Origin of the sequence: Mesorhizobium sp. M0938, assembly GCF_040319125.1 — a bacterium.
Taxonomy (GTDB): Bacteria; Pseudomonadota; Alphaproteobacteria; order Rhizobiales; family Rhizobiaceae; genus Mesorhizobium; species Mesorhizobium robiniae.
Window position 1 is genome coordinate 47,813 of the sequence record NZ_JAMYNS010000012.1, and the last position, 19,415, is coordinate 67,227.

Annotated in this window: 20 protein-coding genes; 9 read left to right on the forward strand and 11 right to left on the reverse strand. The window is 63.2% G+C overall.

What is annotated here, in order from left to right:
- Positions 1-14 precede the first annotated feature (14 nt).
- From NKH73_RS21265 to NKH73_RS21295, 7 genes are all read left to right on the forward strand, one after another.
- Entirely contained in the window at positions 15-872 is an 858-nt protein-coding gene (locus NKH73_RS21265; RefSeq protein ID WP_352935870.1) for an ABC transporter permease, read from the forward strand.
- Between the two features lie 4 nt (positions 873-876).
- The gene (locus NKH73_RS21270) at positions 877-1,665 is read left to right on the forward strand and encodes an ABC transporter permease (RefSeq protein ID WP_352935873.1); all 789 of its coding nucleotides are present in this window, start codon (positions 877-879) and stop codon (positions 1,663-1,665) included.
- A 12-nt stretch (positions 1,666-1,677) separates the two neighbouring features.
- A complete protein-coding gene (locus NKH73_RS21275; RefSeq protein ID WP_352935876.1) occupies positions 1,678-2,763 on the forward strand; it encodes an ABC transporter ATP-binding protein in 1,086 nt (361 codons plus the stop codon).
- 289 nt (positions 2,764-3,052) lie between these two features.
- The gene (locus NKH73_RS21280) at positions 3,053-5,731 is read left to right on the forward strand and encodes an ATP-binding protein (protein ID WP_352935879.1); all 2,679 of its coding nucleotides are present in this window, start codon (positions 3,053-3,055) and stop codon (positions 5,729-5,731) included.
- 166 nt (positions 5,732-5,897) lie between these two features.
- On the forward strand, positions 5,898-6,278 hold the full coding sequence (locus NKH73_RS21285) for a hypothetical protein (protein WP_352935882.1): 381 nt from the start codon (positions 5,898-5,900) through the stop codon (positions 6,276-6,278).
- Positions 6,279-6,418: 140 nt separating this feature from the next.
- Positions 6,419-6,856: a hypothetical protein gene (locus tag NKH73_RS21290; protein WP_352935885.1), complete on the forward strand. Its 438-nt coding sequence runs from the start codon at positions 6,419-6,421 to the stop codon at positions 6,854-6,856.
- A 112-nt stretch (positions 6,857-6,968) separates the two neighbouring features.
- A complete protein-coding gene (locus NKH73_RS21295; protein WP_352935890.1) occupies positions 6,969-7,595 on the forward strand; it encodes a LysE family translocator in 627 nt (208 codons plus the stop codon).
- Between the two features lie 101 nt (positions 7,596-7,696).
- On the opposite strand, the gene NKH73_RS21300 is transcribed toward NKH73_RS21295, so the two are convergent.
- The 10 genes from NKH73_RS21300 to NKH73_RS21345 all read right to left on the reverse strand — a co-directional run bounded on the left by NKH73_RS21300 (position 7,697) and on the right by NKH73_RS21345 (position 16,761).
- Positions 7,697-8,104 (reverse strand): PIN domain-containing protein, encoded by a 408-nt coding sequence (locus tag NKH73_RS21300; protein WP_352935893.1) that lies wholly within the window; start codon positions 8,102-8,104, stop codon positions 7,697-7,699.
- A complete protein-coding gene (locus NKH73_RS21305; RefSeq protein WP_352935896.1) occupies positions 8,094-8,324 on the reverse strand; it encodes an AbrB/MazE/SpoVT family DNA-binding domain-containing protein in 231 nt (76 codons plus the stop codon). The genes NKH73_RS21300 and NKH73_RS21305 overlap by 11 nt, the downstream gene beginning before the upstream one ends.
- Positions 8,325-8,458: 134 nt before the next feature.
- Positions 8,459-9,349: an SRPBCC family protein gene (locus NKH73_RS21310; RefSeq protein WP_352935899.1), complete on the reverse strand. Its 891-nt coding sequence runs from the start codon at positions 9,347-9,349 to the stop codon at positions 8,459-8,461.
- Entirely contained in the window at positions 9,279-9,869 is a 591-nt protein-coding gene (locus NKH73_RS21315; RefSeq protein ID WP_352935902.1) for a helix-turn-helix domain-containing protein, read from the reverse strand. The genes NKH73_RS21310 and NKH73_RS21315 overlap by 71 nt, the downstream gene beginning before the upstream one ends.
- A gap of 172 nt (positions 9,870-10,041) precedes the next feature.
- The gene (locus NKH73_RS21320) at positions 10,042-10,974 is read right to left on the reverse strand and encodes a nucleoside hydrolase (protein ID WP_352935904.1); all 933 of its coding nucleotides are present in this window, start codon (positions 10,972-10,974) and stop codon (positions 10,042-10,044) included.
- Between the two features lie 11 nt (positions 10,975-10,985).
- Complete coding sequence (locus NKH73_RS21325; RefSeq protein WP_352935906.1) at positions 10,986-11,999, reverse strand: nucleoside hydrolase; 1,014 nt, start codon at positions 11,997-11,999, stop codon at positions 10,986-10,988.
- Positions 12,000-12,010: 11 nt separating this feature from the next.
- A complete protein-coding gene (locus NKH73_RS21330; RefSeq protein WP_352935909.1) occupies positions 12,011-12,997 on the reverse strand; it encodes an ABC transporter permease in 987 nt (328 codons plus the stop codon).
- Positions 12,985-14,028: an ABC transporter permease gene (locus NKH73_RS21335; RefSeq protein ID WP_352935912.1), complete on the reverse strand. Its 1,044-nt coding sequence runs from the start codon at positions 14,026-14,028 to the stop codon at positions 12,985-12,987. The genes NKH73_RS21330 and NKH73_RS21335 overlap by 13 nt, the downstream gene beginning before the upstream one ends.
- 13 nt (positions 14,029-14,041) lie before the next feature.
- The gene (locus NKH73_RS21340) at positions 14,042-15,568 is read right to left on the reverse strand and encodes an ABC transporter ATP-binding protein (RefSeq protein WP_352936152.1); all 1,527 of its coding nucleotides are present in this window, start codon (positions 15,566-15,568) and stop codon (positions 14,042-14,044) included.
- Between the two features lie 188 nt (positions 15,569-15,756).
- Positions 15,757-16,761, reverse strand: a complete 1,005-nt coding sequence (locus NKH73_RS21345; RefSeq protein ID WP_352935916.1) for a BMP family lipoprotein — start codon at positions 16,759-16,761, stop codon at positions 15,757-15,759.
- Between the two features lie 250 nt (positions 16,762-17,011).
- Here NKH73_RS21345 and NKH73_RS21350 point away from each other — a divergent pair, with 250 nt between their 5' ends.
- Both NKH73_RS21350 and NKH73_RS21355 read left to right on the forward strand, forming a co-directional pair.
- On the forward strand, positions 17,012-17,596 hold the full coding sequence (locus NKH73_RS21350; protein ID WP_352935919.1) for an amino acid synthesis family protein: 585 nt from the start codon (positions 17,012-17,014) through the stop codon (positions 17,594-17,596).
- A complete protein-coding gene (locus NKH73_RS21355) occupies positions 17,593-18,177 on the forward strand; it encodes an amino acid synthesis family protein (protein ID WP_352935921.1) in 585 nt (194 codons plus the stop codon). The genes NKH73_RS21350 and NKH73_RS21355 overlap by 4 nt, the downstream gene beginning before the upstream one ends.
- A 6-nt stretch (positions 18,178-18,183) precedes the next feature.
- On the opposite strand, the gene NKH73_RS21360 is transcribed toward NKH73_RS21355, so the two are convergent.
- Positions 18,184-19,371 carry an amidohydrolase family protein gene (locus NKH73_RS21360; RefSeq protein WP_352935923.1) on the reverse strand — a complete coding sequence of 396 codons (1,188 nt, stop codon included), beginning with the start codon at positions 19,369-19,371 and terminating at the stop codon, positions 18,184-18,186.
- Positions 19,372-19,415 lie beyond the last annotated feature (44 nt).

A 19,415-nucleotide genomic window follows, 5' to 3' on the forward strand; every position in this document is an offset into this window, starting at 1 on the left:
CGCGGCGCTCTAGCATGGGCGGCCTGCTGGCGGCTCCCGCCGTTCTGTACATGGTCGTGTTTTTCGTAGTGCCGAGCCTGATTCTGTTCGTCTACAGTTTCTGGACGGCGGCCTCGTACAGGATCGTGCCGGACTTCGTGTTTTCGAACTATCTGAATTCGCTGATGTCGCCATTGTTCTGGACGGTGACCATCAACGCCATCCTGATCGGGCTGGTCACGGCATCGGTCACGTTGGTGCTGGCGATTCCCGTGGGCTACTACCTCGTCTATGTCAGCCGCTCGCAGGTCATCCTCTATCTTATCCTGATCACCTGGTTCTCCAGCTATCTGGTCCGCATCTATGCCTGGCGCACCTTGCTTGGCACCAGCGGCGTCCTCAACACCATTCTGATCCAGGCTGGCATCGTCGACACCCCCGTCGGGGTGTTCCTGTTCAGCCGCTTTGCGGTCGCCATTACGCTGATCCACATCTATCTGCCGTTCTGCATCCTTCTGGTGGTCTCCTCGCTCAGCGAGATCAAGAAGGATCTTGTTGATGCCGCGCGCGATCTCGGCGCCTCTCCGCTCGGCGCCTTCTTCCGCGTCATCGCGCCAAACGCCGCCAACGGCCTGGTCGGCGCCTTCATGCTGACCTTCGTCATGGTTGCGGGCGACTATGTCACGCCGCAGATGCTGGGCGGCTCGTCGGGACAGACCACGGGACTGCTGATCGCCGATCAGTTCCGCAAGACCGGCAACTGGCCGCTGGGTGCCGCCCAGGCCTTCCTGATGTTCCTGGTGTCGATCGTCATCTACCTCTCGGTGATGGGGCTTGGGCGCGCAACGGGCCTGATCGTCAAGCGCCGGCCGGCAAGAAAAGCGGGGGGCTGACGCGATGCTGCTCAAACTGGTGGTCTGGTCGATCCTGGCGTTCCTGTTGATGCCGCTGGTGATCATCGTTCTGTTCTCTTTCCACGCGAGCCCTTCGCTGTCCTTTCCTTTTGCCGGCTTCAGCCTGCGCTGGTACGCCGATGTGCTCGGCAATGCCCAGCTCGGCTCGGCCCTGGTCAAGAGCCTCACCGTCGCCGGCTTCACCGCGTTGATCACGCTGATCCTCGGAGCGGCGGCTTCGCTTGCCTGGCTTCGCCTGGGGCATCGGGGCCGCGCCCTGCTGGAGGTGCTGTGCCTGACACCGATCGCACTGCCCGGCCTCTTTGTCGGCGTCTCGCTTCTGGTGCTGTTCGCGCAGGCCCGCGTCCAGCTCTCGACGGTTACCATCGTCATCTCGCATGTGGTGCTGGCGCTGCCTATCCTGATCGTGGCGATGCGCGCCAGGCTTGCTTTGTTCGATCCATCGCTGGAGGAGGCATCGCGCGACCTCGGCGCCAGTCAGATGCAGACCTTCGGCAAGGTGACGCTGCCTCTGATCGCACCGACATTGATCGCCTCGGCCATACTGGCGTTTGCCGTGTCTTTCGACGAATTCGTCGTGACCTCCTTCGTCGCCGGCACCGAGACGACGCTGCCCATGTATATCTGGTCGATGATGCGCCGCACCGTGACGCCGCTCATCAACGCCATCTCCACGCTGGCGCTGGTGTTCTCCATCGCCATCCTCTTCGCTGCCTGGCTCATCGGCCATCTGCGCAGAAGATCGGCCGTCGCCGGCCGCACCGTGTCATAAGGATCGACAGGCATGACAACCCGCCCGCCCGTGATCGAGATCACCGCGGCCCAGAAAATGTTCGGCTCGTTTCAGGCGCTGAGCGACATAGACCTGTCCATCGAACAGGGCGAGATCGTCACGTTGCTTGGTCCCAGCGGCTGCGGCAAGACGACCCTGATGCGGCTCATAGCAGGCTTCGAGACAGTGACTGCGGGTACCGTCAAGATCGATGGCAAGGATTGTGCCGACCAGCCGCCCGAGCGGCGGCCCGTGAACATGGTCTTCCAGCGCTATGCGCTTTTTCCGCATCTCGACGTTTTCGAGAACGTCGCCTTCGGCCTCAAGGTCAAGGGCACGCCCAGGGCGGAAATCCGCGAGCGGGTCCAGCGCATGCTGCACATCGTCCAGCTCGACAGCTTCGCCAACCGCTACATTACCGAGTTGAGCGGCGGCCAGAGCCAGCGCGTGGCGCTCGCCCGGGCGCTGGTCAACGGTCCGAAAGTCCTGCTGCTCGACGAGCCGCTCGCCGCACTCGATCTGAAGATCCGCCAGCACATGCTGGTCGAGATGAAGCGCATTCACGCCGAGACCGGCGCCACCTTCGTCTATGTGACGCACGACCAGGACGAGGCGATGATCCTCTCGGATCGCGTCGTTCTCATGGAGAAGGGCCGCATCGTACAGATCGACCGGCCCGAAATCATGTACGCAGCGCCAAAGTCGCTTTTCGCCGCCAAATTCCTCGGCGAGACCAATTTGTTCGAGGCGACACTGGCAAACGATGGCGTTTCCGGCATAACAGCCATCGCTGGATCGGGGCTCCGCTTTCACAGCACTATCGTTCCCGCCGGTGAATTGCGCGGCAAGGTGATCGTCTCAATCCGACCGGAGTCCTTCCGCTTCAACAGGGACAACGACACCACGCAATCGGCGATGGGGCGGGTCGAGGATGTCATCTTCATCGGCAGCAGGTCGTTCTATACAATCTGCTTGGCTGACGGCGCCCGCGTTCGCGTTCAGGTCCAACGGAGTACCCGCACAAGCCTGCCGAAACCGGGTGAGACGGCAGAAATCTTCTGGGACGCCGAAAATGTCGTCATCCTTCCGCAATCCTGATTGCCGGCTGTCGATCAGATCCGCGGGAAGACCAGCCGAAGCGACTTGGCCTGCCGGCAGTCACTTTCACGATGCGAGCAAACTGCCTCCAGGCAGCGTTTAGCGCCTGAGCCGACGGGTTTTCCTCGGCGGCGGTATCAGGGTATCCTGGCGCAGTTGGCGGCTGTGCAGGATGTGATTCGAGCCGAAATAGACGAAAACCGTCAGGCCGATCAATCCGCATGAAATGACGTTGTTGCACTCGAGGCTTACTGCTGTACCTTCGAAGCTTATGGAGGCGTGAGCTTTTATGCTGCTTGAGCGAGAGGGGCCGCTTGGAATTTTATTGGCCAGGGCCGAGAGAGCTGCAGCCGGACACGGCGGCACCGTGTTGGTGGACGGCGAAGCGGGCGTAGGCAAGACTTCCCTCCTGCGCGAATTCGCGGAAAGCGCTGACGGGAACTACCGGATGCTGTGGGGCTGGTGCGAGGCGCTCTTCACACCCCGTCCGCTCGGTCCTCTTCAGGACATGGCGCACCTGCTAGACCTCCGCGTGGCGGCGCTGCTCGAGGAGACCGCCGCGCCGGAGCGGCTTTTTCCGGCGTTGTTGAACGCGCTTCAGCACACCAGGGGCACGACCGTGCTCATTTTCGAGGACATGCATTGGGCCGACAATGCGACACTTGACCTGGTAAGATACCTCGGTCGCCGCGTCTCCCTGCTTCGCACGATGCTGGTGCTCAGCATGCGCAGAGACGAGATCAGTGCCGATCATCCTCTCACCCACGTGCTCGGCGACCTTCCGTCCGCCTCGGTGCGCCGCGTGACGCTGGAACCGCTGTCGGCCCAGGCGGTGACGGTGCTGGCCGAGCAGGCCGGCCGCTCCGTCGACGGGCTTTATCGCATCACCGAGGGCAATCCCTTCTTCGTAACAGAACTCCTGTCCAGCAGTGAGGCCGAACCGGGGCGCGTGCCCGATTCCATACGCGACGCAGTCTGGTCGCGCCTGGCGCGCCTGACCCCGGGAGAGCGCGAGGTGCTGGAGGTCATGAGCATCATGCCGGGCAGCGTTGAGCCGTGGCTGATCCGGGCACTTCTCGGAGACGAGACCGAAGTTCTCGTGGATCAGTGTGTGGGACGGGGATTGCTGCGGCGGGATGCTCAGGGCGCGCTGACGTTTCGCCACGAGCTTGCCAGGGAAGCTACGCTCGACCGGCTCGCCCCGTCGGTCCAACGGTCGCTGCATGCGAAAGTCGAAGCGGCACTCTCCGAACTTCCGGCGGCGCAGGCAAGCGCCCTGCTGTCGCGACGGGTGCACCATGCCGGAGGCGCCGACAACGGCGAACGCGTCCTGGAGCTTGCACCGCAGGCCGCCGGCCAGGCCGCACGTCTGGGCGCGCATAGAGAGGCGGCTTCACATCTGGCGACCGCACTCAGATACGTTTCAGAGGCTCCGTCGGCGCTGGCTGCCCAGCTTTGTGAAGACTGGGCCTACGAGGCGGGCCTGTCACAGTTCGTCTACGACGAAATCATCGAGGCACGGCATCGCGCCATTGCGATCTGGCGGGAGCTTGGGCGCATCGACAAGGTCGGGGCCAATCTGCGCTGGCTGTCGCGTCTCCACTGGCGCCGCGGAGAGGGTCAGGAGGCGGAAGACTACGCGGATCAGGCCGTGCGCGAAGTGGAGAACCTGCCGCCAGGACCGGAGCTGGCAATGGCCTACAGCACGCGCTCGCAGCTGCACATGCTGCACTATCGCTTCGACGAGGCGATCGAGTGGGGCGAGCGCGCGATCAGCTTGGCGGACCGGTTTGGTGAGGTCGAGACACGCGTCCACGCCTTGAACAATGTCGGCACAGCGCTGATGTTCGCCGACCGCCCGGGCGGTCGCGAGCGGCTGGAGGAAAGCCTTGCCCTGGCGCTCGATCACGGGTTTCACGACCATGCGTCGCGAGCCTACACGAACTTCTCCGAATGCGCGGTGGTGGCCAAGGACTTCGCCTTGGCCGAGCGGCTGCTCGCCGAAGGGATTGCCCACTGCGCCAGGCACGACCTCGATTCGGCGGCGCAATACCTGCTCGGCCGGCAGGCACAGCTTCGCACCGAGCAGGGGCGCTTTCGCGAAGCCGAAACGATTGCCCAGGGCGTCATGAATCTGGAGCGGCTGCCGATGGTGATGCACCTGCCGGCACTGACGGAACTCGGCAGGGTGAGGGTCCGGCTGGGTGAGCCTGATGGCCCGGCGTTACTGGAGCAGGCGCTCAAGGAGGGTCTGACGACCGGCGAGGCTCAACGTGTTATCCCAGTTCGCTTGGCGTTGGCCGAGGCTGCCTGGCTTGCCGAGGAGCCGGGCGCCGGCCGGGAGCCGCTGACGGCGCTTGCCGAAATGGACCTCGACAATTTCCGCCCGTGGGATATCGGCGAACTGGCAGTCTGGTGGCAGCGCTGCGGAATGGCGGGATCCCTGCCGGTGCCGATCGCCCGTATTCCTTTGCCGCAAGCTTTGGAACTCCGCGGCGACCCGATGGCGGCCTCGGCCGAATGGTCCCGCCTGGGTCTTCCCTATGAGTCAGCGCTCGCCCTTATGCAGGCTCGCGGAAACGATGCCGGCGCGGCACTGGCCCGCGCCGTGACCACATTCGAAGGCGTCGAAGCGCGCCCCGCCGCAGCGCTGGCGCGAAAGCTGGCGCAGCGCATCGGGGCTTCCAATCAGCTGCCGAAGCAGCGTCGGGGGCCGTACACAGTGGCCAGGCAGCATCCACTGGGCCTGACGAGGCAAGAACAACAGGTGCTCACAATGATTGCTCAAGGTCTGGGCAACAAGGAGGCGGCACGGCGCCTGTCGCGCTCGCCGCGGACAGTCGAGCACCAGGTTTCCGCCGTGCTCGGCAAATTCAACGCAGCAAATCGGATGGAAATTCTGCTCCGCCTTCGCGGCGAGCCCTGGCTTTTGCCGCCGACAGGCGCACTGCAAGCCGGTGAAAATTAGGCAAGTCCGTGAAAACTAGGCAAGCTTGCGAAAACTAGGAAATCAGCTGCCGGGAAACTAGGTGGCCGTACCGATGTGCGCGGGTGCTGCCGCGTGCAGGATGAGCTCATGAGTTTGGAACGGACTGCCAGGCAGTCCATGAGCTCGCCAATCGGAGGAAACGGCAATGGTCAGATGTTCTACTGCATTTGCAGCGATCTTGCTCGCCACCACGGGCATCGCCGCAACCTCGGAACTTGGGCCGGGGAACGGCCACAGCATCCGCCTCGGCCACGTCAAAGGTGCCGTCTATTACACGGTCGAGCAAGACGGCTACCGGGTCGTTGCAACTCTGGCTTCCGCGGGCGATGCAGTGCCGATGCGGTTCGTCTCCACGCTCGGACCGGGGCAACGCATGATGATCTCCGTGCCTCAAGCCGTCGGCCAGCCATCTCTCGATTTCGAGATCGTGCGGGACGGCGCCACGGTTCTCGTGAGCGAGCCCGCCGCCACTCCGGTGGCCGATCCGATGGAACAAGCATCGATCCAAGGCGCTCTCCAACGGTGAGCCGGTAGTTCAGCCGTTTAGTGCGGTCTCGAAGGGCGAGGCGATGCAGGCCAGCCGAGTCCTCGGTCGAGAACCGCCGACAGGCCAAGCCTGGCGAACCGCGGCCATCGAGTGCTTTCCCGGAGTCCACGAGGTTTCCCATGACCAGGATCGAAATGGCGCTCCTTGCCTTCACTTCATTCAACGCGGTTCGTGTTCTCGCATATTTTCCTCAGATGGCAGCCATTATCCGGGATACGAACGGTGCGACTGCGGTCTCTTATTGGACCTGGAGCCTTTTCGCCGCATCGCATCTTTCCACCGTCGTTTACGCCCTCGTAGCGGTGGGGGACTGGCAGATGGTGACGGTGTTCGCGATCAACGCCGTTTGCTGCATCGTTATCATCCTGCTCACGTTTCACAAGCGTCGCGAGCTTCGCAGCCAGCACCAGACGGATGGCGATGCGGTCGATCCCAAACGCGCTCAGCCCGAGGCCCTCAACCGCTTCCCGTCGCTTGGCGAACGTCATGAAACCTCGGTGCGCCGCGCAAAAGAACGCTTAGTCCCCGACGCGCCAGAACCGCAAGAAATTGGGTAATCCCGCAAAAGCAAGAACATGCCCGCGAAACCGTTCGCCCATGGGGCGCGATTTGCGTACCCGCCAGCCCGCTTCGGGTAGCGGTGGAACGCAACAATCAGGGAGGGGTGCCATGTCAAGCTCGCTTCTTTTGTCGACGGCGATGCTCCAATTCCTGGCGGCCTACACGGTGATCACGATCACGCCTGGGCCGATCGGACTGGCTACCGGCAGCCTCGCCTCGCTGCATGGCTTCGGCAGGACGATCCCGCTGCTGGCGGGCATCGGCGCCGGAACCGCCGTTCTGGCGGTCCTAGTGGCGTTTGGCGCCGTTCACCTTGCGGCCTCCCTGTCGATGCCGACTGTCAAGATCGCAGGGGCGGCAGTCCTTTGCTGGATGGCACTGCGCATCGCCAGAACAGCGCCGCCTGCCACGGACGAAACGCCTCACAAACGGCAGGCCGGCTTGTTCGCCGGAGGGTTTCTCATCAGCTTTCTTTCGCCTGAAGCCGCCACTTTCTTTGCGGTCGCCTTCATGGGGCTGATGCTGCCGATCCAGAACTCGAGCGAGATGCTCCTGGTGGCGACCGTCGTCGCGATCTTCGATATTGGCTGGTACGGATTCCTGGCCATTGTCCTTTCGCGCCCAGTCGTGCGCGCAGCCGCAATGCGGCGTCACCGCGTTATCTGCCGGGTGGCGGGTGCCGTGCTCGCTGTCCTGGCTGTCGTCTCGGCCCTGTCCGCCTTTCAATCCACCTGAGGAGCTACGCACGGCTATGCCGTCAGTCGGGAAGTTGCGCAGGATGTTTACCATTGGGGAACTGTCACTGAATGGCCACTAAGAGATTCCGGGTCGTTCTTTTAGGCGCTTGGCCGAAACGGATTGGCGATACGAAGCCCTTCGTCGAGCGCCATCCCATGTTGCATATCTTCTGACCACAGCGTGTCGCAGCCAGCATGAAGCGCTGCTGCGGCGATCATGGCGTCGTAAATGGAAAAACTGTAACGCTCGGCCAGCGCCAGTCCTGTCTCGTGCGTTTCGACGGTGAGGGGATGGACGGTCAACAGGCCGCGCAGCGTGGACAGAAACATGTGGGTGTCGATCCACGACAGCCTCATCTTGCGGCGGGCGACATTGGAGAGTTCGTTGAGAACCTGCACGCTGATCGCACCGCCAGCGGCGATGGCCATCTCCGCCTGGTCGGCTTTTACGGGATCGCCCGACGCGATATAGACAAGGACATTGGTGTCGAAGAAGCTACCGGGCATTCGCCTCATCCCGGTCGAACTTGAAATCGGCGGGAAGGCGGCCGCGGAAGGCGCGAAGTCGCTTCAGCAATTCCTCGCGCGCAGGTTTGCGCGCGACGCCGAAACGTCGGGCATCGGCGACATGGATTTCAATCTCATCGCCTTCCCTGAGTTCGAGGGCCTCGACCACAACGGCCGGAAGACGGATGGCGAGGCTGTTGCCCCATTTGGCGACCTGCATCACTCTCTCCTATGGATATACGTCGAGCTAAATGTATATCCGTGGGAGGCTGAGATCAAGGAATGGCGCTAGTTTTTGGACGCAAAAACCCTAATCGTCCGGTTTATTCATGGCAGAGTTCATCGGGCCATCCGTCAGCCTGGATGCTTGAACGTTTCGCCAAACCAGTTCCGCCATTTAGGCTCGCTCTGCGCGGCGCGCTGCTTCGCGTCATCGCCATAAAGATACAGGGCCATGCTGGCATTTGCGCCGCCGTTGGAGCCGTGGGTTCCGATCAGGGCGATGCCGGGAGCAGGCGTATTCAGGCGCAGCATGATGAAGCGCTGCTTGTCGTCCTGCCGCACGCATTCGACTATGCCGGACAATTTCTCCGGCTGTTGCGGGCCCTTCCGCTCCTCGCCGACATTCGCGCCGGCGAGACCGAGCGTCTCGGTGAGCCGCCTCCAAATCGAGAGCTGGTCGGCCTCCGTGCTGGTCATGACGATGAAGCTGGCGGCTTTTTCGCCGGCGAAGTGCGAGAGGTGAACGCGCAGCACCTCGAAAAAGCTGGGCCAGCCGCCCTCGAATCCTTCTAGCTGATCATCCCAATCGTCGGTTGAGGCAAACAGCGAATGGACCATGCGAACAACGCAGCGATCACCCGACCGGCTGGTTACGGTGATCTCCGTTGCGACGGGCGGCGCCCCTTCGCTCCAGTCGCGTTCGACATAGCCGAAACGGAACGGCGGCTCCCAGATCGTCACTTCGCCGGTGGAGGCGCCGTTGGGACCGAAGTCGAAATGAAGCTTGCCGCCGACATGTTCTTCGATGCTGGTTTTTGTGAACCAGGCAGTGTTACCGGGACCTGTCGCCATTGCCCGCCACACCTGCTCGGGTGTCCCGGGAGCAATGAACTCCATCTCGACCCAGCGTTTGCCGGTTTCGTCTTTCTTGATTGGCATGGGACACTCCTTTTCAGGGTTTGGCGTCGCCAGGGGCGGGATACGACGCCACCACGAGCCGATGGGGCCGTCCGCCGAGCGCATTCTCGTCGTGATAACGAGCCGCGAGCGCCGCTACGGCCCTCGTGAGATCGGCGGTGAAAGCCGCGCGATCGGCGGGCGATCTGAACCGGATCACCGTGTCGATCGAAAGCGTCGCAAGACGCTTGTCGCTTTGACGGGCGGTCCGCCACAAGCCACCGACTTCGCGAACGATACGAGCCGCCAAGGCGATGAGATAACTGGCCGACAGACGATCGTTGGTGCGTTCCGGATCGACTGCAATTGGGCCCAACGCCGCCGGTGAGACGACATACGACGCTGCGGTTGCGACCATCAGGCGTTCGGTCAGGCCGCCCCATTGGCGTTCCTCAGCCGGCTCGACCAGCTTGCAGTCTTCCAGCGCCCGCAAATGATAGTTCACTCTCTGCCGCGTGAGGCCGAGCCGCCCAGCAAGCGAGGCGGCCGACGCAGGTGCCGCAAGCTCCTGGAGTAGGAGGGTTTTCATCGGATCCAGGGCCAGCGCCGCCGCTGCCGGCAGCTCAATGACGTCGAGCTCAAGCATTCTCTTTTTTTTGCATTGACAAAATATTTTGTCAATGCCGTGGCGACGAACGGTCAAGAGGCAGCTATGGCGCGTATTGCCTTGTCAGCAGCGCGCTCGATCCATGAAGGATGAAGGCGGACAGAGCGACCTGAGACACCGAGTCGGGCTTAGCGCCTTGGCACCGCCCAGCCTAATCCCGCAGCAGATCGAACATCAGTTTGAAGAAGCGGTCCGCATCGACTTCGTGCGCAATGCGCGCATTGTCCTTTTCGCCACGCTCGCCCCAAAAATCGGCAACGGTCGCGCCGAATGCGTAGGTGCCCGACAGATTGACGCCGATGTGAGCGGGGCGCGTGCGCACCAGCGTCGGGTCGATAGCCAGCGCCAGCACCAGAGGATCGTGCATCGCCCCACCGACGCCCATCGAATTGCGGTGCAGCTTCTCGTAGAACAGCAGCCAGTCGTTGACGAGCCGGCCGAGCGGCGTGTCGATCGTCGCGAGCTCGGCATATTGCGGCGCCTCGATCAGCACCTGCATGGTGACATCGAGGCCGACCATCAGGATCGGCACACTACTGTCCAGGACGATCTTCAGCGCCTCCGGATCGCAGAAGGCATTGAACTCGGTCGGCGTGATGATCTCGCTCTTGCGGTAGAACACGCCGCCCATCCAGATCAGTTCCTTGATCTTGGGCAGCACGTCGCGATGCTTGAGGATCAGAAGGCCGATATTGGTCAGCGGTCCAGTGGCGACGAGCAGGATCGGCTCGGGCGAGGCGCGCAATGTGTCGGCGAGGAAATCGACCGCATGCTGCTTGACCGGTTTGATCGTCGCCTGCGGCAGATAGGGCGAGCCTTCCAGACCGCTTGGCCCGTCGGCGGTGCCAAGAACCAAGGGCCGCGCCAATGGACGATGGCAGCCCTGCGCCACCGGCACGTCGCCGGCGCCGATGAATTCGAGTATCCGCAGCGCGTTGGCGGTTGTCTTTTCGACCTCGGCATTGCCGCAGGTCGTGGTGACGCCAAGCAGTTTGATAGCCGGTGAGCGATGCGCCATGACCAGCGCGATGGCGTCATCGTGACCCGGGTCGCAATCGAACAGGATGGGAGTTGCAGTGGTCATCGTATCGTCCCTCACGCCGCCCGCTCGTACTGCGCGACAGTCTGTTTGAACATGTCGAGGAAGCGTCGCCCGTCGAGGTCAGTACAGATGCGGGTGGTCTTCGGTCCGCCGCCGGGCAGCAATTGCCGGCCGCGATAGGCAACGGTCTGTCCGCGCGCTATACGCCCGTCCAGCACGACGTCGACGAAAAGCGGCTCGGTCGTCGTGGCAAGGCCTGGATCGAAAGCCAGCGCCACGGTGATCACGTCGTCCATCGGGAACCCGACAAGGTCGAAGAATTCGCGCCAGATGTCGATGTAGATCGGAAAGCTGTCGGCGATCATTTCGAGAACGGGATTGTCCTTGGCGCCAGCCTGCATGTCAGCAAGGTCGTCGCGCGTCAGCATCGAGGCGGCGACGCGGTTGTCCTCGCAGATGTCGAGCGGCACGAGGATCTTCTCGACATCGGCGTTCAGCACGATGCGCGAGGCCTCCGGGTCAGCCCAGATGTTGTATTCCGATAGCGGCGTGATGTTGCCGGGCGTTTGAAAATTGCCGCCGAGCACCAGCAGGCGCTTGAGCGCCTCCGTCAGGCGGGGCTCCTGCAGCAACACCATCGCTGCATTGGTCAGCGGACCTGTCGTCACCAGCGTGATCTCGCCGGGATTGGCCATCACCGTTTCGATGATGAAGTCGACCGCGTGCCCAGGCGTTGCCTGGCGCGACGGGGTTGACGCCGGCGGGTTGAATTTCTTCAGGCGGTCGCCGAAGCGGGCGACGAGCCGCTTTTCGAAATGGACCGGCGCTTCCATGTCGGCCTTGGCGTTGCCGACGATCGGCCGCCATGCCCCGGCGTGAACCGGGATGTCGTCGCGTCCGGCAAGCGCCAGCGTGTTGAGGACGACATTGGTGACTTGTTCGATCGGCCCGGCAGCACCGGTCACGGTGGTCACCCCTTCGAGCCGAAGATTTGGATTGGCCGCGGCAAACAGCACGGCGAGAATGTCGTCGCCTGCAGAATCCACGTCGAGGATTATGCGTTCCATGGATGGTTCCTTCATAAGGGATGTTTGCCGTCAGGCCCGGGATTCTTGTCCACCGACAGCAGCCTTTGCATCGAGGCCAGCGTCTCCATGATGATCCTTGGCCGCGCCCGGTAGGAGAGGGCGAACAGCGCCGTGAGTGCGACGACATAAGGAACTGTCAGAACCAGGTAGGACGGAAAGCCGAACGTCTGCAGGCGCAGCGAAAAGGCATCGGCAAAGCCGAACAGCAGGCAGCCGGCCAGCACCTTGAGCGGATCGCCGTTGGAGAAGATCAGGATTGCGACCGCCATGAAGCCGCGGCCCGACGACATATTCTCGGTAAACATGGTGATGTAGCCGAGCGACAGATGCGCGCCGGCCAGCCCCGCCAGCAATCCGCACAGCAGCGACGCGATGTAGCGGACGCGCGTGATCGAAATGCCGAGCGCCTCGGCGGCCTCGGGTTTCTCGCCGACGACGCGGATGTAAAGCCCGAGGCGGGTGCGGTTGTAGAACAGCACCAGCAGCGGCACCGCGATGAAGGCGACATAGACGATCGGCGTGAAGCCGGAGATCAGCGAAGCCCATGAGCCGAGAAGGTCGCGGGCGCCGGGTATCTGGATTTTCGGCAGGCCGACGATACCTTGACCGACGATGGAGCCTCGCGTGCCGAAGATCGCCTTCATCAGCGAGATCGTCATGCCGCCGGCCAGGATGTTGAGCGCCAGCCCGACGACCACTTCATTGGCGCGGAAACTCACCACCAGAACCGCAAAAACCAAGGCAAAGGCGAGCGCTGCCACTACGCCGCAAGCGACCCCCAGCAGCGCGGAACCCGTCCAGATCGAGCCGAGGACGGCGAAGAAGGCGCCTGCCAGCATCTGCCCTTCGAGGCCGATGTTGAAGATACCGGCCTTGGTGGTGAACGAGCCGCCGAGCGCGACCAGGAGAATGGGCGCGGTGGTGCGAAGCGTCGCGGCGATCAGTGCGACGTTGACGAGCTTGTCTAGAATTTCCATCGCCGCTCCCCAGCCTGGCTGTCGCCGCGGCGCCTGACCAGAACCTGCGCCGAGACGCTGAGGATGATCAGCGCCTGGATCACAGTGATGATCTCGCGCGACGCGCCGGTATCGACCTCGAGCAGCAGCGACCCGTTGCGCAGGGCGCCGAAGAACAACGCGGTGAAGATGGTGGCGACCGGCGAGCCATTGGCGAGTAGAGCAGCAATCAGCCCGTCGAAACCGAAACCGGGAGCAAACCCCTCCATGAAGCGGTGATGGACGCCGAGCGTCTCGACGCCACCGGCCAGTCCACCAATGGCGCCCGAAAGCAGCAGGACGACAAAGCCCTGTCGCTTCACGTTGATGCCGCCATATTCCGCGAATTTCGGCGCCGAGCCGACCATGGTCACGCCGTAGCCCCAACTGGTATAGCGGAAGACAAGTGCCGCGCCGATCGCCAGCACCAGGCCGATGACCAGTCCCCAGTTCAGCCGCGAGAAGTCAAAGATCCCGGGCAAATAGGCTGTCGGCAGGATCGGCGGCGTCTCCGACCAGCCACCCGGCCGCTTGAACAGGAAGATGGTAAAATAGGAGGTCAGGAGCACCGCGACGTAATTCGACAGGATCGTCGAGACGACTTCGTTGGTGTTGTAGCGGGCGCGGAAATAGGCCGGGATGGCGACCCAGGCAGCACCCGCCACGACCGCGAGCGCCAGCGCTGCCAGCATGTGAATGCCCGCGGGCAGCGGAAAAGCGAAGCCGACCCATGCGGCAGCAAAGCCGCCGAGGAAAAGCTGGCCCTCGATGCCGACATTGAACATGCCGCCCCGCAGGCCGACGCAGGCAGCGATGCCGCAGATCAGGATCGGCGTCGTCTGCAGCAACGTCCCGGCAATCTTTGCCTGGTCGCCAAAGGCACCACGCAACAGCGTCATGAAGACACGGACAGGGCTTTCACCGACCATGAGGATGATGATCGCGCCCATGAGCAGCGCTACGACGACGGCGATGATCTGGCCGGAAACGGCACGCAAGCTGTCGTTCATCATGGAGACTCCGGCATCATGCAGATTCCGTGGCGAATTCCGGCACGGCCACGCCTGCCATCATCATGCCGATGCGATCCTCGTCGGCATCGTCTCCGACGACCTCGCCCATGATCCGTCCGTTGAACATCACCAGGATGCGATCGGCAAGGGCGGCAAGTTCGTCGAGCTGCACGGATATCAGCAGGATGGCGCGGCCGGCTGCGCGCTGGCGCATGATCTCGTCATGAATGGCTTCCTGCGCGCCGATGTCGACGCCGCGCGTCGGCTGATCGATCAGCAGGAAGTCGGCGCCGTTGGTGAACTCGCGCGCCAGCACGACCTTCTGGATATTGCCGCCCGAAAGCCGCTTGACGGCATCGCCTGATCCTTGCGCGCGAATATCGAAATCCTTGATCAGCTTGGAGGCGTTTTGGCCGATGGCGTTCCAGTTGAGCACGCCGCCGCGGCTCCATGGCGCACGGTGCTGGCGGCCCATCAGCATGTTTGCCGCAATCGACGCATTGCGGTCGACCCCGCGGACCATCCGGTCGCCTGGCACATGCGCAAGGCCAGCCTGGCGGATTTCGGCCGGGGAGAGGGAGGCGAGGTTCCGGCCCTTAAGCCGGGCTACGCCATGGCTCGCCGGTCGCAGGCCCGAAAGCACCTCCGCCAGTTCCGTCTGGCCATTGCCCGCGACGCCCGCGATCCCCACCACCTCGCCGGAACGGACCTTGAAGCTGACGTTGCGCACTGCCGGCAGGCGGCGGTCGTCGCGCGCCCACAGTTCTTTCACCTCGAGGACCACTTCGCCGTGCTGCGGTTCGCGCGGACGGCGATCGAAGCTGACCTCGCGGCCGACCATCATGCGCACCAGTTCGTCCTTGCTGAGCTCGACGGTTGGGCGCGTCGCCACCCTCCGGCCGTTGCGCAGCACCGTTACGGTGTCCGAGACCTCCATCACCTCTTCCAAGTGGTGCGAGATGAAGATTACCGTCATGCCCTCCGCCACGAAGCTGCGCAGCGTCTGGAAGAGCTCGCGGCTTTCCTGCGGCGTCAGCACCGCAGTCGGCTCGTCGAGGATAATCGTGCGCGCGCCACGTACCAGCACCTTCAGGATCTCGATGCGTTGCTCTATGCCGACCGAGAGCAGTCCGACGCGCTCCGTCGGATCGACCCGCAGCCCGAAACGCTCCGACAGTTCGCGCGTGCGCGCAATCTGCGCGGCGTGATCGATCAGCCCATGGCGGCGAATCTCCATGCCGAGGAAAACATTGTCGGCGACCGAGAGCGAGGGAACCAGCTTGAAATGCTGATGGACCATGCCGAGACCGGCTTTGATGGCGACGGCGGGGTCGGCGACCACGATCTCCTCGTCGTTCAGCCGGATCGAGCCCTCGTCGGGCTGCAGGAGACCGAACAGGATGTTCATCAGTGTCGTCTTGCCGGCGCCGTTCTCGCCGATGATGGCGTGAATTTCACCCCGGCGCACGGCAAGGTCGATGCCGTCATTGGCGATGAATGCGCCGAAACGCTTGGTGATGCCCGTCAGCGCGACGGCCATCCCAGCGACATCGGGGCCAGCGACATCGGGGCCAGCGACATCGGGGCCAGCCGCATTGTTGCCGGTGTTGTGGGGGTTCGAAGACCCCGATGCGTTCGACACCATGGCTCTCGCAGATTGAGGCTGATCCGCCGCAAATCGCAGCGGATCAGTCAAGCGCTTTCTTGGGAGGATGCGCTGTTGTTGTCCTACTTCGCCTTGGCAATCTCGATCTTGCCGTCGAGAATGGCTTTCTTGATCTCGTCCAGCTTCGTCGTCACGTCCGCCGGGATCGTCGGGGCGATATCGTCGCAGATCTTGACCTCGACGCCGCCCGAAGCGAGGTCGAAGGTGCGGGTGCCGGCGGTCACCTTGCGGCCCTCGACTTCGTCCTTGATCAGCGTGTAGACGGCTATGTCGCCGCGCTTCAGCATGCTTGCAAGTACGTTCCCGGGGGCCGTGCCGCACATGTCGATGTCAACGCCGATCGAGTATTTGTCGACCGCAGCGCTTGCCTGCATCACGCCTTCGCCTGTCGGGCCGGCGACGTTGTAGACGATGTCGGCGCCCTGGCCATAAAGCGCCTGGGCAAGCTCGCTGCCCTTGGCCGGATCGTCGAACGTCCCGGCGAAGACGGAGTTCACCTTGACGTCGGGCGCGGCATATTTCGCGCCTTGCTCGTAGCCGCCGAGGAAGTTGCGGATCACGGGGATATCACGGCCGCCGACGAAGCCGATCGCCATGCCGTCGCCGATCTTGGGGAATTCGCTGCCCTTGCCCTCGATCATGCCGGCGAGTGCGCCGGCGACGAAGGATCCCTGCTCCTCCGCGAAATTGGCATAGATCATGTTGGGATCGTCGAGCACACCGTCGATGAACACGAAGCGCTGGTCGGGATAGGCTTTGCTGACCTTCTGCAACGAGTCCACCAGTTCCCAGCCCATCACGAAGATGAGGTCGTATTGCTTGGCCTTGGCCAGGTTCTCGAACTGCTCCTCATAGTCGAGCGCGCGATTGCCGGTGTCGACCAGCTTGAGGTCTATGCCGAATTCGTCCTTGGCCTTGTTGAGGCCGTTGACGATGGAAACACCGAAGCCCTGTGCAAAATATCCCGAGATGGCGGCCACGGACACCTTGTCCTGCGCCGCGGCGGATCCGAACGACATGGCAAGCATCGTGCCGGCCATGAACAAACTTTTGAGCGCCCTTTTCATGTCATTCCCCTTTAGCTTTTTCAGCTTTTGAAGCCATGCCTTGACCACCCGCTTGTATGCCGAGACAACGGCTATTTCGTTGATGGTCATATGAGTTTATGAGGGGCCCCGCAGGCTGTCAATCGTCATCCGGTGCAGTTTCGTCGCGCCTTTTCTCGTTCCCTCCATGTCGAAGCTTGACAAATCCCGGCCAGGGATAATTGTTGGTACTCTAACGAGTTTGCGTGAACGACGAGATAAGGAGCGGACAATGCCGGCTGTGGTAGTCAGGAAATTTCTGGTTCAGGTCGAGGAGATCTTCCATGAGGGCGGGCCACCTGCGGCACGCCCGCTCAAGCGCGGTGCGATCGTCGCTATTATCGCCAATCCTTTTGCCGGGCGGTATGTCGAGGAAATCACCGGCTTCATGGACGATCTGAAGCCGCTCGGTCTCGATATGGCGCGACGTCTGATCGATGCCATCGGCGACGGCGCCTTGGCAATCGAGGGCTATGGCAAGGGCGCCATCGTCGGTGCTGCCGGTGAGCTTGAACACGGCGCGCTCTGGCATAACCCCGGGGGCTACGCGATGCGAGAGTTGCTCGGAAACGCGAGGGCAATCGTGCCTTCGACCAAGAAGGTCGGCGGCCCCGGAACCCGGATCGACATTCCGATCACGCACATCAATGCCTCTTACGTGCGCAGCCATTTCGACGCGATCGAGGTCGGTATCACCGATGCGCCCCGCGCAGACGAGATGGCGGTCATCCTGGCGATGACGACAGGCGCGCGCGTTCATGCGCGGGTCGGCGGCCTTGCAGCCGCTGACATCAAGGGTGAGGACGGATTGAGATGAGCGCAGAAATCCGCCGGATCATCACCATCGTCGAGGAAACCCTGATCGAGGGCGGGCGGCCCGTCGATCCGCCGACCCGCCGAGCGGCGGCCGTAGCCGTAATCCGCAATCCCTATGCCGGCACCTACGTCGAAGATCTGTCGATGCTGAGCGACATCGGCGAAGCGCTGGGCGACGTCTTGCCGAAGCGCGCGGTCGCCGCTCTCGGCATTCCCGGCGACCGGATCGAAAGCTTCGGCAAGGCAGCCGCCGTCGGAGCCGACGGCGAACTCGAGCATGCCGCCGCCATCCTTCACCCCAGGCTCGGCGCCCCGTTTCGCGATGTGCTCGGCAAGGGTGCCGCGCTCATTCCCTCGTCGAAGAAACGTGGCGGTCTCGGCGTGCCGCTCGACATTCCGCTCGGCCACAAGGATGCGGCGCGGGTGCGCAGCCATTTTGACGGCATGGAGGTTCGCATTCCCGATGCGCCACGTGCTGACGAGATCGTCGTCGCCATAGCGGTGACCGATTCCGGCAGGCCCCATCCGCGCGTCGGCGGGCTGACCAAGGACAAGATCATTGGCAAGGATGGCGTCAGCTAAACGTCGCTATCCCTGAATAACTTCAGGAACCCTTATTGCCGGTGGCGTGTTGCGGCTTCGACGGGTCTGTACCACGCCGTCGATCACGACCATTCCGATTCCCGGAAGGTTGCCCTGCGCCACGCTGTCGAGCATCCCGTCTCCGGCGCCGCCGATCGCCTGGTCGATGAAGATCAGGTCGGCGGCGCGGCCGACTTCGATCATGCCGCGATCATGCAATCCGCGTACGCGCGCCGTGTTGCCGCTGCCGAAGCAGAACGCCACTTCCGGCGCGACGCCACCCAGCGAAGCCAGCATGGTGAGGATCCGCAGGATACCGAGCGGCTGCACGCCGGACCCGGCCGGGCTGTCGGTGCCGACGATGATGCGCGAAAGTTCGCCGCGCTGCCTGGCGAGGTCGAGCACGAACAGTCCGGTCCGTAGATTGCCGTTGTGGACGATTTCCAGCGCTCGCGAGCCATTCTCGCAGATCTGCCGGATTTCCGCTTCGGGCAGTGCCGTCGGGCCACCATTGATGTGCGCGACAATGTCGGCATCGACCTCCAGCACGACGTCCGCGCCGATGCGGCCGGAGCCGGGCAGGGACGGGCCACCGGTGTGGGTCATCGAGGTCATGCCGTATTCGCGCGCCCACGCGACCATCTGCCGTCCGGTCGGCCCGTCCTTGACGCCGCCGAGGCCGACCTCGCCGACAAGCGTCACGCCGGCTTCGGCGAGGTAGCGGAAGTCCTCCTCGACCAGGCCGGGCTCCAGAATCGGCGCACCGGCCAGTATCTTCATGCCGCTCGGGCGAAAATTGGAAAAGGTTCTCTGCGCCGCGATGGCCAGCGCCTTCAAACCGACCAGATCGCGCGGACGGCCCGGCGTGTGGACCTCTCCCGCCGAGATCATGGTGGTGACCCCGCCATGCACGGTCGAATCCATCCAGCCGATCTGGTTCTGCCGCGGCGTCCAGTCGCCGGCCACCGGATGGACGTGATTGTCGATAAGCCCGGGCGCGACCGCCGAGCCGCCTGCATCGATCACGGTGTCGGCTGCACCGACGTCAAGCGCGCCGGCTTTGCCGATCGCGGTGATCTTGCCATCGACCGCGACGATCGTGTCGGCGTCGAGGATCGGGCGGCCGAGATCGCCTGAGAGGACAAGACCGATGTTGCGCACGACAAGCGTGTTGGATTTCGGGTCGAGCGACATCGGCACCTCGTCTGTTATCTCAGGGGAATGTTTTGGGACGCGCG